This window comes from Streptomyces sp. NBC_00988, from assembly GCF_045162645.1.
Classification (GTDB): Bacteria; Actinomycetota; Actinomycetes; order Streptomycetales; family Streptomycetaceae; genus Streptomyces.
Genome location: NZ_CP108730.1, coordinates 11,966,204 through 11,980,666, shown reverse-complemented (window position 1 = coordinate 11,980,666; position 14,463 = coordinate 11,966,204). Strand labels below are relative to the sequence as shown.

At 67.8% G+C, this 14,463-nt stretch carries 9 protein-coding genes and 3 pseudogenes; 5 read left to right on the top strand and 7 right to left on the bottom strand.

Features of this window, described 5'->3' with window-relative positions:
- Positions 1-296: 296 nt before the first annotated feature.
- Positions 297-1,541 (bottom strand): annotated as a pseudogene (locus OG496_RS53880) (IS701 family transposase).
- 190 nt (positions 1,542-1,731) lie between these two features.
- Between OG496_RS53880 and OG496_RS53875 the strand changes: the two are divergent.
- Positions 1,732-2,403 carry a VOC family protein gene (locus tag OG496_RS53875; protein WP_366499007.1) on the top strand — a complete coding sequence of 224 codons (672 nt, stop codon included), beginning with the start codon at positions 1,732-1,734 and terminating at the stop codon, positions 2,401-2,403.
- Positions 2,404-2,473: 70 nt separating this feature from the next.
- Here OG496_RS53875 and OG496_RS53870 read toward each other — a convergent pair.
- The 6 genes and pseudogenes from OG496_RS53870 to OG496_RS53845 all read right to left on the bottom strand — a co-directional run bounded on the left by OG496_RS53870 (position 2,474) and on the right by OG496_RS53845 (position 8,852).
- Positions 2,474-3,476: pseudogene (locus tag OG496_RS53870) on the bottom strand (IS5 family transposase).
- Between the two features lie 73 nt (positions 3,477-3,549).
- On the bottom strand, positions 3,550-5,190 hold the full coding sequence (locus tag OG496_RS53865; RefSeq protein WP_405969311.1) for an IS1634 family transposase: 1,641 nt from the start codon (positions 5,188-5,190) through the stop codon (positions 3,550-3,552).
- Between the two features lie 144 nt (positions 5,191-5,334).
- The gene (locus OG496_RS53860; protein WP_405976304.1) at positions 5,335-5,649 is read right to left on the bottom strand and encodes a hypothetical protein; all 315 of its coding nucleotides are present in this window, start codon (positions 5,647-5,649) and stop codon (positions 5,335-5,337) included.
- The gene (locus tag OG496_RS53855) at positions 5,646-5,768 is read right to left on the bottom strand and encodes a hypothetical protein (RefSeq protein WP_405976303.1); all 123 of its coding nucleotides are present in this window, start codon (positions 5,766-5,768) and stop codon (positions 5,646-5,648) included. The genes OG496_RS53860 and OG496_RS53855 overlap by 4 nt, the downstream gene beginning before the upstream one ends.
- Before the next feature lie 658 nt (positions 5,769-6,426).
- Positions 6,427-6,570 (bottom strand): annotated as a pseudogene (locus OG496_RS53850) (BTAD domain-containing putative transcriptional regulator); the annotation flags it as partial.
- Positions 6,571-7,613: 1,043 nt separating this feature from the next.
- Positions 7,614-8,852 carry an IS256 family transposase gene (locus OG496_RS53845; protein ID WP_405976882.1) on the bottom strand — a complete coding sequence of 413 codons (1,239 nt, stop codon included), beginning with the start codon at positions 8,850-8,852 and terminating at the stop codon, positions 7,614-7,616.
- 1,055 nt (positions 8,853-9,907) lie between these two features.
- Between OG496_RS53845 and OG496_RS53840 the strand changes: the two genes are divergently transcribed.
- The 4 genes from OG496_RS53840 to OG496_RS53825 all read left to right on the top strand — a co-directional run bounded on the left by OG496_RS53840 (position 9,908) and on the right by OG496_RS53825 (position 14,308).
- Positions 9,908-10,591: a ScbR family autoregulator-binding transcription factor gene (locus OG496_RS53840; protein ID WP_366495673.1), complete on the top strand. Its 684-nt coding sequence runs from the start codon at positions 9,908-9,910 to the stop codon at positions 10,589-10,591.
- A 370-nt stretch (positions 10,592-10,961) separates the two neighbouring features.
- Entirely contained in the window at positions 10,962-12,143 is a 1,182-nt protein-coding gene (locus OG496_RS53835) for a PQQ-binding-like beta-propeller repeat protein (protein WP_405976302.1), read from the top strand.
- A 426-nt stretch (positions 12,144-12,569) separates the two neighbouring features.
- The gene (locus OG496_RS53830; RefSeq protein ID WP_405976301.1) at positions 12,570-13,790 is read left to right on the top strand and encodes a low temperature requirement protein A; all 1,221 of its coding nucleotides are present in this window, start codon (positions 12,570-12,572) and stop codon (positions 13,788-13,790) included.
- Positions 13,791-13,882: 92 nt separating this feature from the next.
- Entirely contained in the window at positions 13,883-14,308 is a 426-nt protein-coding gene (locus tag OG496_RS53825; RefSeq protein ID WP_405976300.1) for a hypothetical protein, read from the top strand.
- Positions 14,309-14,463 lie beyond the last annotated feature (155 nt).

Genomic DNA, 14,463 nt, shown 5'->3' with positions numbered 1-14,463 from the left:
TCTTCGCTTCTGCCCATTTGCTGAAGATTCTTATCTTTATCCCGCTTTCTGCCCGACAAGCCTGCTGGGACGATGTCGACCCGGACGCGGCAAGATCCGGGCCGGACGGTTCCTATCGGGTCTTCGGGCTGATCGGACGCAGAAGACCGGAGGCGGCGACGCAGGATCGGGGCGAGCCCGGAGTCCGGCCGCTGGAGGGCGACCGGACTGGGTGTTGTCGACGACCTGGTGCATGGCCGACCTGCGTCCACGGTCGTAGGTGTCCCCCGTCCTAGTACTCCAGCTGTAGATCTTGATCAAGACTCTTCAGTGATCTGACGCTGGTAGTGGCTTGTGCGAGCACGGGCTTGGTGTCGTCGTCGCCAGTGTGACCAGCTGAGTCGATGCGCCAGCCCTTGGGCATGTTGGGAGACGAATGCGGCGAACAGGCGTTGGATCTCGCCACAGGCCAGCGGGGCGAGCCCGAAGGTGAGGTCGCGGCGGTTCGTTCGATGGCGGCCGTGACCACGAGGAAGGCGTGCGCGAGTATCGCCAGGGTGATCCAGCGGTGCCAGGAGGTCCAGCGGCGAACCTGGTGTTCGTCCAGCCCGGCCAACCCTTTGGCTGCCTGGAAGGTCTCCTCCATGGTCCAGCGGCGACCAGCCACCCTGACCAGCGTGGTCAATGGCACCGGAGCGGTCGAGTAACAACGGTGGAAGGCAAGTTCGCCCGCGCGCCGATTGCGCCGCACCAACAGCGACCTGTTGCCAGCGCCCTCCTTCGGGTCGTCGATCTCGACCTGGGCCCAGTCTTAATAGCGGCGGCCTTTGGCACCGTCTCCGGCCGAGAGCCGCTGCCAGGCCTTCTTCGGCCGGCAGCGAGCCAGCACGCCCGCATCGAAGACACCCGCGCGCGTGGGGATCGGCCGTTTGCACGAGACGGCCAGGACGTAGCCCACCTCACGTCTCTCCAGTTCGGCACTCAGGTGGGGATCGCCGCCGCAGACCTCGTCGCCAGTGACCCATGCGGCTGACACGCCGGCGTCCAAGGCCTGGGTGATCATCTCGGTGGCCAATGCGGGCGTGGTGGCGAACCCCAAGTCCTCGGGGATCCCCGCTGCCCGGCACCGGTCGAGGTCCTGTGTCCAGGGAACGCGGGACGTACAGGCGCCGGTCGATGGCAGCGTGTCCGGCCGGGGAGGAGTAGGCGAGGTAGACAGCAACCTGGGCGTTCTCGATCCGCCAGGCGGTGCCGGTGTACTGGCGCTGCACCCCAACGCTCGCTGTCGCCTTCTTCAGGTCGCCGGTCTCATCGACCACCAGGACGGCGTTCTCGTTGCCGAGGTACTCGACCACGAAGTCGCGTATGTCATCACGGACTTCGCCGGCGTCCCAGGACGCACGGTTGAGCAGGTGCTGCATGCCGGCTGGAGTGGCGTCACCGGCATGCTCGGCGATCGGCCAGCAGTTCTTCCGCGGCAACTCCGCAAGCAGGCCCAGCACGAACGCCCGTGCTCGGCGCCGCGGCTCCACCCGGGCGAACCGCCCCACGATCCGCGCCATCAGGTCCTTTAACGCCGGCTGCCACCGGGCAGGGTCTACGCTTTGGCCCACGGCCACCGGCTGATCTTCGTTTGTCCACACAACCAACGATGATCAACGGTGGCCGTGTCCTTCTGCCTGCTACCACGCCTCCACGAAACGACCGAGCAGGGTACAGAGAAGCCACGACGACACTGGAGAGCATGACCATATGGCTGACACGATTCTGACGGAAAGCGAAGCGTCGCTGGCAGTTGAAGACCTCGGCTGGCGGTACCTCCTCGACTGCCTCACCACCGCTGTCACGGTCGACTCTCTCTTCGACGCGTGCGAAGTCATCCGCGCTGCGGTCGACATCGCCGGCCCACACGCGAACGACCATCTGCGCCTGCGCGCGACCGCCGACCGAGTGGAACTCACGCTGGAGACACGTGGCAAATTTCGAGTGACTACGCAGGACGTTGATCTGGCCCGCTCTATCACGAAGGCAGTTCGCACGGCCGGTTACCAGACGGTCGCGCACCCTGCTCACCATTCGGTTCAGTCGCTTGCAATCGCGATCGATGCGATGGACATCCCCGCAGTGCGCCCGTTCTGGAAGGCGGTACTCGGGTATGACGACGTCACTGCGCCCGCCGACCTAGTGGACCCGTCCTATGGCGGTCCGTCTCTCTGGTTCCAGCAGATGGACGAACCGCGCACGCAGCGCAACACAATGCACCTTGATCTGACTGTTCCGCACGACGATGCCGTTGCCCGAGTCGAAGCCGCCCTCGCGGCCGGCGGTCGGCTCGTCAGCGACGACCGTGCGCGAGCATTCTGGGTCTTGGCAGACTCCGAGGGCAATGAAGTCTGCGTGTGCACATGGCAGGACCGTGACTGACGCGTCGTAGGCGGCAGAACGCGGGGCTAGCGGCGTGTGCGCAAGCTCTAGGGCCTGTGTGATGTCGTGATCAAGCGGTTGCTTGCAGCAGGTCGTTGATCCAGATCATCGAGGCGCGGAGGTGGAGGCCGGCGAGATAGCTCTCGGGCGTCTTGTCGTATCGAGTCGCGATGCCCCGCCAGGCCTTCAGCTTGTTGATCAGGCGCTCGACGGTGTTCCGTTCCTTGTAGAGATCGGCGTCGTGACCTGTGGGCCGGCCGCCCCGGCTGCCTTTCCTCTTCCGGTTGGCGGCCTGGTCCTTCTTCTCCGGGATGACGGCCTTGATGCTGCGTTTGCGCAGGTAGGAGCGGTTGGCGCGGGATGAGTAGGCCCTGTCCGCGGCGACAGCCCCGGGCCGGGTTCGGGGACGGCCGACCGGCAGACGGACCCGCACCTTCTGCAGCACGGGGGCGAATTGCGGGCTGTCAGCAGCCTGTCCCGCGGTCAGGACGAACGACAAGGGACGGCACTTGCGGTCCGCAGCGAGATGAATCTTGCTCGTCAGCCCGCCTCGGGACCTGCCGAGCAGGGCTTCCTTCAGACGGAGCTTGCGCCGTCGCCTGAGGTGCCGCAGTTCTTCCCGGCCGGGGGCGTCGCGTCCGTCCTGTCCGTTCTGTTCCGGCGGGCCGCCCCCTTTGCCGGGCCCGTTCCTGGTCGGCGGCGGCTTCCTCGAGGGCGTCCATGACTTCCTTGCCGATGCGCATCCCGGCGGCGTCGTGGTGGGCACGGACGGTGGTGGAGTCCACGCTGACCAGGGACAAGTCGGCCTGCTCCTGGCGGGCGGCCTCAGCGATCATGCCTTCCAGTAATGCGGTGAAGACGCCGGCGTCCCTCCAGACGCGGAAGCGGCCGTAGACCGTCGGCCATGGGCCGAACTCGCCCGGCATCTCCCGCCACTGGCTGCTGGTGCGGAACCGCCAGATCACCCCCTCGAACTGCTTACGCAGCCGCTCAGGGTACGGACCGTAATCGCCTATCGGCAGGAACGGTTCGATCAACTGCCACTGCTCGTCGCTGAGTTGCCTGCGCGTCACGAACGCCTTCCTACCGGATCCGCGTTCCAGACGGATCCAGATCGGCACGATTGATCACGACATCACACAGGCCCTAGACCCGGATTTCGCACGTGGGGTTTGAGGTCTCCAGCCAGCGGGGGCGGGTTTCGTCGATGCCGAGGAGTTCGAGGAGGTGGGCTTGAACGGCGCGGGTGATCAGAATGGTTGGTGGGTCGGTGGCTGTTCCGACACGGATCCGGAGGTCGGCGAGGTGGTAGAGGATCATGCGTCCGGTCGGCCGGAGGGCACGGTTGTCGGGGTAGAGGCCGCGCATGCTCTGGTCGTCGCCCAGGGCCTGGCGGACCTGGCGTTCGATGAGGCAGAACACGAGCAGGGCCAGGCAGATCACGGTGATCAGGGCGGCGATGCGCCGGTTGTGGTGCAAGAAGACCGGGGCCACGGCGAGCGGGCCCTTGAAGTCGCTGTAGCGGCGCTCGACCATCGGCTGGCCCTTGTAGCGGATGAGGACCTCGGCGGCGTCGGCCACTGCGGGATCGAGGGTGGTCAGCAGCGCGTACCAGCCGTCCGTGGCGGCTTGGGCGGCCAGGACTTCCTGGTCGTAGTGCCAGGTCAGGGCGGGTCGGCCGGTCTCGTCGGTGCTGATGGAAGTGACCAGGCAGGAGCCGATACGGCGTTTGCTGGTGATCACACCGATCCGTGCGGTGACCTTCTGGGCGGTGGCGTAGTGCCGGCCGCCGCAGGCGGACTGGAGTTTGTCCAGTTCCTCACGGGCCTTGTCCAGGCGCCGGGTGCGGGCTGCCTGCTGGGCAGCGGCGTTGGCGCTGGAGTGGACCAGGATCCGGCGCACGGTGACCTGCGGGTCCCGCTTGCGTGGACCGGCCAGCGTCTGGGTGTCTTCCAGCACGCGGTAGCGGCCACGCTGCGCGGGTGGCTTGCCCGCGTCCCGCCCGGCGGTGTAGTCGACCAGGCGGGCCCGGCCCGCGTCGAGGCCGGCGAACAGGCCATCGGGAATCTTGGCCGCGGGCGCCGGGGCGATGAACTTCACCTGGGCTTCCTGAAGGGCCAGCAGGTTGCCGTAGGAGATCAGCTTCGAGTCGCCGACCATCAGGAAGTCGCGGGGCGCGGCCAGTTCACGCAGGGCCGTCATCGCCCCGACGACCTGGGAGACCTCGCCGGCCCCGCCGTCGTAAGCACGATGGAAAACGGGGATGCCGCCGTCCGCGGAGATCGCGATCCCGGCCTGGATCTGCTTCAAATCCGCCCGGCGGTCCTTGGGATGACCGTACTTGACCTGCGGGAACCCCTCTTCCGGCCTCTCGTGGGCGCCATGCAGGGACATGCTGGTCATGTCCCAGTGCAGGCGCGAGACATCGATCCCGAACCCGGCGATCGCGCTCGCCCCGACACTGCCGACGATGGCCTCCAGCTCGGGCGCGATGGCGTCCAGGGCACGGCCGATACGGTCGTCGTTGAGCAGGTCCGCCTCGATCCCGAAGACTTCCTCAACAGCCCACTCGCGGGCCCAGTCACCGACCCGCACCAGCGGCGCGGGCGCGGAAAGCCGGTTGGCGACCAGTACCTCGATGACCTGCCCATGAGTGAGATGCGCGACCTCCCGGACCGGACACAGCCCGTCGATGATCCCGGCCACGTCCAGCCGGCGCAGAAACTCGGCAGAGGCGGGCAGAGCACCCAGACGCCTCTCCACCACAGGCGCGATCTCCACGTTCATCCGTGGACGCTGCACCCGTGGCCGCTTGGCACGCGAAATCATCGACACATCACATCAACGACCACACCACCCACCCGACACCGCACACGCCCCGTTCCAACCGAACGAGGCACGTGCGAAATCCGGGTCTAGAGGGTCATCGATCTACGCCATCCGGCAGTACAGGCCCTCTGGCTTCTGGCCGATGGCACGGGCCAGGCCAGCCAGACCGCTTGGGATCCACACGGCAATCCCCTCGTCGAAGACCTCGCCGTCCGCCGACTGCTCCGCGACCCACAGTCGGCTGACATCGACAAGCCGTTGCTCTTCTGTACCGGCTAGGGCGTCCTGGAGAGCCCGGGAGGCCGCGAGGACCACCGGGCCTTCATCATCGCCAGGATCGGCGACGACTTCGGGAACATCAACGGCGACGAGGCCCCCGAAGGCCTGACCAGTGAAGATGCTCTCCCACTCGATCAATGCCTCTCAGCGTCGAAGTTCCCGAACGCCAGCGACTCAAAGACGCCGTCGGGTCCGACCTCTACGACGGCAGCAGCATCGTGGTCCGGCGCCACGAAGAACTTGATGATGGTGCTCACCAGGGCATAGTGCCTGCTCGACAGGTCCCAGCGCACCTGTAGGAGGACGCCGGCATGCAGCCGACCAGGCCAAGTGGCTCCTCCGCCCTGCAGCAAGATCAAGATCTACAGCTGGAGTACTAGGTGCCCAGCGGTCCGCGGCACCTTGGACTGTCCGGGCCAGCCTCCAGCCGAGGTTGGCGCGTCCAGTGGGGCGGCGCTCAGTCCCCGGCTGCCGGCCGGGAAGCGCACGTCCACTGAATCCCCGCCAGGTCGAGGGCGCTCCTCGATCGTCTCTGAGGCCACCCCTCGCACACCTCGACGCTCCCGCATCCGGCTCATCTGGCCGGCCGTCAGGAAGACCCGCACCTCGGCCGAACTCGCAGCCAAGCAGCAGGACGAGCCGGGTCGGGGATGTCCACGGAACCTCGACAGAGGCATTGAGGGGGCAAGGACAATGCGGGATCGGTCCGGGGTACGCCGTGCACCGCCCTCCGCCGTACGAAGCGTGGACCGGGTCATTTTCGGCAACTCGCCCGTGAGAATGGCGGGTTGGGCGGTGACCCGGACGGTCGCCTCCGGGACGGTCACGGAGATGCCGTCGGGGAAGGCCGCCAGGATGGAGCACTGCAAGCGCCGCCGAGGACCCCAGGCCCGGCTCCGCCACGAGGTTGGTGCGCAGCCGCCGGTGGACGCCCAGAGCCTCGCCGTGCCGACCCGCACCATGCAGCGCCACCATGAACCGGCCGTGCGGACTCTCGTGCATCCGCTGCTGGTTGACCGGCACCGTCAGGTCCGGCAGCAGCCCACGGTGGCGGCCCAGATGCAGATCGGTATCGATGCGCCGAGCCAGCGGGCGCAGGCGGGACTCCCCAACCTCCGGACCTCCATGTCGGTCCGGCTGCCGGCCCCGGCCCGCAGACCGGTGAGCGCTGGTCCACTCCGCAGCCCCCGGCGTCCATAGCCCGGTATCCCGTGCCCACAGGCCGCTCGAACTCCCGATGGTCGATCATGCCGCCACGCTTCTGCAGCCGACAGCCGCAGCGCACGACGGCCCGAATATCCTTGCCCCCCCGCTCCCTCAGCCTCATTCCCGCCCTCCCGCCCTCCCGCTCCCGCGCGGCCGGCGCCGTACCGATCAACTCAGGCAGCCGCAGGACGTAGGTCCGCAGGGTGCCCACCACACACACCTTCTCCACCAACATGACCACCGGCACCACCTTGTCGACATGGAGAGCCAGTAGGCCCAGCACCTCGACGTCCACACTCGACTCCCCCACGAGGCCGCCAAGAAAGCAGATGCGCGGCTCGCGTTCAAGCCGCCAGGCACCGGGCGCCCGGACCGTCACAGCACCGGAACCACTCGATAAAACAGCACGGACGGTTTGCCGATGTTAGAGGGCATTCCGGCGCCAGAGGGCACACAGATGCGGCCACCCCAACCACACCGGAGGATCCCCGCGGGAGTCGATAAACACGTGCTGGCCTCGACTTTCCCCCGTCGACGAGCCCAGACCACGGCCGGCAGGTGCCCCCCGGAACGCCCCAAGCGGCGGAGAAGGTCACGTCCCGCACAGTGGCGCGATCTTGCCGAGCCTTTGCGTCGCGCGGACCAAGGGGCTGGTGTAGGCGCGAACTAAGAGGCGATAGCTGCTACACCACTCGCCCGGACACCATCCGCCCCGGGCCAAGGACAGCCGGCGCCCCCTGGAGGCAGTCCGCCAAGTGGCGTCGCGGCGGTCCACGAGTGGCTCCTAGCGCGCTCGATTACCCTTGCTGAACCTGCATCGAAGTCGGCGAGACGCAACACCCGGCACAGTGGCGCAAGTTGCATGACGGTCGTGTCCCTCGGCGTGGTGTTGGGGATCAACTGGTGGGCGTGTTCGGGGTGTTGGGTAGCGCGGGAGCGCTTCCGGGGAGTTCGCGGTAGATCTCGCTCATGCTGCCTTCGGGGAGGTAGCGGCGGGGGAAGGCGATCCATTCGTCGTGCATCTCGAAGAGCACGGCGGTGACCAGCCGGATGAGCGCGTCGTCGTTGGGGAAGACCTGGACGACGTCGATCCTGCGCTTGATCTCGCGGTTCACCCGTTCCAGCGGGTTCGTGGACTGGATCTTCTTCCAGTGCCTGGGCGGGAAGTCCGCGAACGCGGTCAGATCCTCCTTCGCCTCCAACAGCATTGCTTTGACCTTGGGGAACTGGGCGCCGAGCATGTCGGCGACGGTGTCCAGCTGAGTGCGCACGAGGCCGGCGGTGGGCTGGGTGAAGATCGTGCGGATCGTCGCGGCGACCATTTCACCGGAATCCCGGTCGATCACGCTGAAGACATTGCGCAGGAAATGAACCCTGCACCGCTGCCAGGCGGCGCCCAGCATCACCTTGCGGACCGCGGCGACCAGCCCGGCGTGCTGGTCGGTGACGACCAGACGGACACCGGACAGGCCGCGTTCACGCAGGGAGCGCAGGAACTCCTTCCAGAACACCTCGCTCTCGCTGTCGCCGACCATCAGGCCCAGGACCTCACGGCCTCCGTCCTCGGTGATGCCGGTGGCGACCACCACGGCCCGCGAGACGATCTGATGGTTCACCCGCGCCTTGCAGTAGGTCGCGTCCAGGTAGACGTAGGGGAAGCGGACATGATCCAGCGGGCGGGTGCGGAACGCGGTCAGCGGCTCGTCCAGCGCCGCGCAGATCCGTGAGACCTCCGACTTGGAGATGCCGCTGTCCCCGCCGAGGGCTTTGACCAGGTCATCCACGCTGCGAGTGGACACGCCGTGCACGTATGCCTCCATGATGACCGCGTAGAGGGCCTGGTCGATCCGGCGCCGTCGCTCCAGCAGTGAGGGAAAGAAGCTGCCGGTGCGGACCTTGGGGATCTCCAGGTCCAGATCGCCGGCCAGCGTGGTCAGCACCTTCTCGCGGTGCCCGTTGCGGACGTTGGTCCGCGTCGGCGTGCGCTCGTTCCACTCCGCGCCGATGTGGGCCGTTGCTTCGGCCTCGATCAGCTCCTGCACCATCCGTTCGGCGATGGCGCGGATGAGCTCGATTCCGTCGGTCGAGCGTAGTGACTCAAGGAGCCGTATCAGTTCAGACTGGGACAGGGCCATCGTGCACTCCTCGTGGTTGAACTGGGCGTTCACCAGGGAGAGTTACGCGATGGCCCGCCTCCTGTTCAGGGAGCGGTACTCACCCGTGGAAGTGCGCCCCGGGCAAACGCCCGCGCACTTCCGGCCGCTGATCCCGTACACCACGACGAGGGACACCATCTGCATGACGAGACCGGGCCCGCGCTCGATGTGAGGCGGCCACAGGTTCGACATCAGAGGGTTGTCCCGCCCCGGTTTGTACGTGGCCACGACGACACGATTCAGGACTCTTCCCTCGTCCGCGCCACCGCCTTCCAGCCGAACGACACACTGCCGAACGACAAGCCAGCCGCCGAGAACATCACCGACTTTCCGTGGTGACAGTCGGCGAAGATCGCGACTGCCACGGGCCGAAGACCTCGGGCCACGTGATCTCGCTGGTGTACTGGACAGGTTGATCAACATGGAATACCTGCCCGGCAATTGGAGCTCGGGCCGTGAATCCGGTCGCCGACTGCGAGTGACCCGCCGTCAGCTGTGAGGTCGCCCGGCGTGGCTGCTCCGAGTTCGTCAAGCGTGGTTCGGCGTGCTCGTCCCCGAGCCGAACCCTGTGCCCATCCGCCAACTCGAAGGAGCCACACGGTCCCTGGTGCCGAGTCCCCCGAACGCAGAACCCGCCAACGCCCAGGTGCCTGCGAGACCCTCGGCGTGGGCACCGACCGCCTCACGGTCTCCTCCGAGAGATTCACGTTCACCGTCGGCCGGGCCGGGTCCGGTCGGGCCCGCTGAGCGTCCGACCAACTGGTCGATGCCGCCCTTGACGGCGAGCTCTCCGCCTCACGCGGACTGTTCGCGAACTGGAGGGCACATCACTGCAATTGGCCGCGCCCTGCCCACCCGACGAACGCAGCACCCCGCACCCGACGCACCGGGCCGCCCTCCCCGCCCCACTCCCCCGCGGCCCGGCGACCCATACGGCGGCACGACTCAACGGCAACTGCAGCGCCGTAGACTATACGAACTGGACGGTATTTTTAACGGACGGCCACCCGACCCGTGACGAAAGGGGCCCGAACGTGCCAGAACCCAAGCAGGACCGGGCCATTCGCACCCGCCACACCATCCTCATGGCCGCAGCCACGGTCTTCGAGGAACGCGGCTACCAAGCCGCCACCATCAGCGAGATCCTCACCACCGCCAACGTGACCAAAGGCGCCCTCTACTTCCATTTCCGCTCAAAAGAACAACTCGCCCTGGGCGTCCTCGCCGGACAGGATCAGTCACTCGTCGTCCCCGACCGCCCCTGCAAAATCCAGGAACTCATCGACACCACCATGCTCCACGCCTACCGCCTCCAGACCGACCCTCTCGTCCGGGCCGGCGTCCGTCTCACCCTCGACCAACGCGCCGACGGCCTCGACCGCACCGGTCCCTTCCAGCGCTGGACCGCCGTCACCGACGAACTCCTCGACAAGGCCCAGAAACAAGGCGAACTCCTCCCCCACGTCAACCCCACCGAGACCGCTCAGGTGCTTGTCGGCGCCTTCGCCGGCGTCCAAGCCATGTCACAGGCCACCACCAACTACCAGAACCTCCCCACCAGCGTTTCCGCTCTCCTCCGCCACACCCTCCCCTCGATCGTCCACTCCTCGGTCCTCACCTCCCTCGACCTCACCCCCCAACGCGGCCACGCCATTCACGCCGAAACCACGGCAGCCGCAGCACCGGACGAGGCGACGACGGAGGCAGCGGACAACTAACCGCTCACGGGGCCCTCTTGATCCGCCCGGCCCGCTTGTATGCGAGCAGCCCCGAGATTCGTGGCGGTACTCACCGGCGGCGCCCGAACCGACAACGGTCGTGATTCTGACAGCAGTTGTGTGATGGCCGCGGCTGGAGGAAGAGGTGGCCTCCGAGCGACGGGAACCAGGCTCGACCGCGCGTTCAGTGCTCGACGCTCCTGAACCGGCCGCCGTGACCCTCGACCGCACCGGAACCGTACGGAAGTTCCGTCCGATCGGCGGGTGTTGACGTTTTCCGCAATCTTGACCGATTCGGCGGCCGAGTGATCATATGTTGTCGGCCATGCTACTTCGAGGCCTTCGCGCCAAAGGAGCCCTTGAGCTTCTCGTGGCCAGTTGCTCAGGGCTCGGCTGCGCCGCCGCGCTGATAACCATCCTCGTGGGCCACCTCACGCCGTGGTGGGCACTGGTCCTCGTGCCCTTGGGGATTTTCAACGCGATCGAGGTGATCGGCTACTTCGCCTACCTGCCGGTCGTCATCAAGCCCTATGTCCTCGTCTCCGCCGGCAGCGCCGACGGAGATGGCGAGCAGGAAGAAGGACAGCGGCGCGGCGCCGTGCGCTGGCAGCTGGACACCGGCGGAGCGGTGAAGGAATCGTCACCGGTCGTGGTCAACGGCACTGTCTATGTGGGCAGTTGGAACCACCTCCTGTGGGCCGTCGACGCCCTGTCCGGCGAAGAACGCTGGCAGTGCAGGGTCGGCGGTGTGGTGGCCGCCTCGCCCGCCTTCGCCAACGGCACTGTCTACATCGGCAGTTGGGACAAATGCCTGTGGGCGGTGGACGCCGTTTCGGGCCGGGAGCGGTGGCGGGTCAGGACGGACGGCCTGGTGCGGTCCACGCCGGTCATCGCCGACGGCATGATCCTCTTCGGCAGCAACGACGGCTTCTTCCGGGCGGTCGACGCCGTCTCAGGGGAGAGCCGGTGGCAGGTCCGTGTCGGCACGGGCGTGCGCTCCACACCGACCGTGGTGGGCGACTCGGTCTACGTCGGCAGCGACGACGGCGTTCTGTGGGCTCTGCACACCGCCTCCGGCCAGGTGCGGTGGCAACTGAAGACGCTGAGCGGACTGTGGTCCTCGCCGGTGGTGGCCGACGGCATCCTCTACGTCGGCAGCGCCGATCGGCACCTCTGGGCGGTGGACGCGGCATCGGGGCAGGTCCGGTGGAAGCTCCCGGCCGGCACCTGGGTGAAGTCCACGCCGGCGGTGGCGAACGGCCTCGTCTACTTCGGCACCGGCGACGGATATCTGTGGGCTGTCGACGCGGTGTCCGGCGAGAGACGGTGGAGTCGCAAGGTCGGTGTCTGGGTGCGGTGGGCTCCGGTGGTGACGGAGGGAACGCTGTACGTCGGCACGAACGACGGCCGTATGTGGGCGTTGGACGCGGTCTCGGGCGAGGAACGATGGCGGGCGGACACCGGCAGCCCGGTCTTCTCCACGCCTGCGGTGGCCGACGGCGTGCTGTACTTCGGCCTCCAGAACGGGCGTCTGCTGGGCGTCCGCGCCTGACCGGGAAGCGGGCTGCTGTCAGCAGGGTCTGCGGCCAGGTCTCAGGATCAGTCGGACAACCGGCCGACGGTGTCGAGCAGGATCAACCGGGCCTCGAAAACCACGGCAGCCGCAACAACGGAGTCCGCAGCCGAAGCCACGGCGGCCACACCGACAGCAGTCGACCAACCGCCTCCGGAGCCCTCATGGCCGGACCTGCCCATACTCCGGCAGCCCCGAAGCCCACAGCGGTGCTCAGCACCGACCGAGCCGACAACGGTCCTGGTTCTGACCGCGGTTGTGTGATGGCCGCGCCTCGAAATGGCACGGCAGGACTGCCGACCCGGCGGCGAGCGGCTCCAGGCGGCGGGGCGAGGGTCCGTCCCGGCGACCGGTCGCAGGCGATTTCCGGCTCGTAGGTCGTCGGCGACAGGGCATGGTGATGCGGTGAGCGACGACGACACGACCCCGCCGGCCCCGCAACCGACCTCGGAGGAGAACCGGCACGCCAGTTGGTTGGAACTGTTCTTCGATCTGGTCGCCGTGGCAGGTGTGGCGCAGATCGCGCATCTGCTGCACGGCGTCCCGGACGCGTCCGACCTCGGTCTGTACGCGCTGCTGTTCCTCGCCTTCTGGACGGCTTGGATCTGCTTCACCCTGTACGCGAACGTGGCCTACGAGAACACCCACACCCGGACGGTGCTGGCCGCGATGTTCGGCATGGCCGTCATGGCCGCGGCGGTGTCGGGGGTGCACGAGGGGGACGACCGGCACGCGCGGGTGTTCGCCCTCGCCTACGTCCTGGTCCGGGTCCTGGCGAGCCGGGCCTGGCAGCACCGTCGCCAGGTCCTTGTCGACTGGCCGGCCGCTCAGATGTCGCTCGGCGTGATCCCGTGGACCGTCTCCCTCTGGGCGCACGATCCGACGCGCTACTGGCTCTGGGCCCTCGGTATCGCCCTTGATCTGTACGTCACGTTCGCGGTCTCCGCACGCGACATCGCCGAGCACCAGGAGGCCCGGGAGCGCCGCGACAAACGAACCGCCCGGCGCGATTCCGCACGGGGCACGTCGCTCGCGCGGTCGCAGACGGAGCACCTGAGCGAGCGGCTCGGCCTCTTCGTCATCATCGTGCTGGGCGAGGGCGTCGCCCAGGTGGTCGAAGCCACTTCGGACGCGGAGTGGGACACGAAGCTGTACATGCTCGCCGTCGCGGCGTTCTTCCTGCTGGCCACGCTGTGGACGCTGTCCTTCGGGCACGGCTATGCGGGGGTGCCGCACCTGGCGGCAGGGGTGTTGCCCGCCCGTGCCGCGCTGCCCCTGCACTGTTTCGTGTCCGGTTGCCTCGCCGCCCTGGCCGCCGCACTGGGAGCCGTGGCCGGACACCTGGAGACGCTGCCGGACGCCACCCGGTGGCTGCTGTGCTCGTCGCTGGCCGGGTACTTCGCGCTCAGCGGACTTGCCTGGCTCGGCCGAGCCGGTCGGGAACAGCGGTGGCTGCTGTCCGTGGCCCTCCCCTGCTGCGTACTGCCCCTGCTGCTGGCGGTGTTCGGCGCACATGTCCGCACGGTGACCGTGGTCTGGCTGCTCGTCCTGATCACCCTGTGGCCGGTCCTCTACGAGCGGCGGGCGACGACGCCGTCCAAGAGGGCGGTGCGGACCGGGACTTGAGCCGTGGGGCGAGGTTGTACCGGTGGCGTGGACTCGGGCAGGCTGTCTTCCCCGTCGTAGGAGGAGCGCGACGACCAGAAGGAGTCACGAGCATGATCGACTGGGTGCCTCTCCGTACCGGAGCACGGCCTGTCCCCTCGCCCTTGGCGACGCCACTGGTCTGGGCCGCGGCGTCCGGCGGTGCGTTGGTGCTGGTGGCACTGCTCAATGCGCTGATAGGTACCGATCGGCCCTCTCCGGCGCTGGCCGCGCTGTCCCTGCTCTCGGTCCTGCTCGGCCTGTGCGCCCGCTTCACGGCGGCCCCCGGCACCGCGGTGCTGTGCTGGCTCTTCCTCAACGGCTTCGCCGTCCCGCCCGCCGGCACCCTCACCTGGGCCGGACACCGCGACGCGTTCTGGCTCGCCTGCCTGTTCACCGCCGCCCTGGCGGGCACGGCCCTGGCCCGACTCCTCCACGCCCGAGCCGCCTACCGCCGTCTCACCACGGACATCGGCGACTCGACACAGACCGGATCATGAACGGCGTGCTCCGAGCCATACCATCGTGCGGCCGCCCAGGGCGGCCTCCCCGAGCAGGCCACTCGGTCGGGTGACGGCCGACACCATCGTCACTGCTCACCAAACCGAAAAGACCCGTTTCCGGGCTTCATGGCCAGATCCCTCCTATCGTGGAA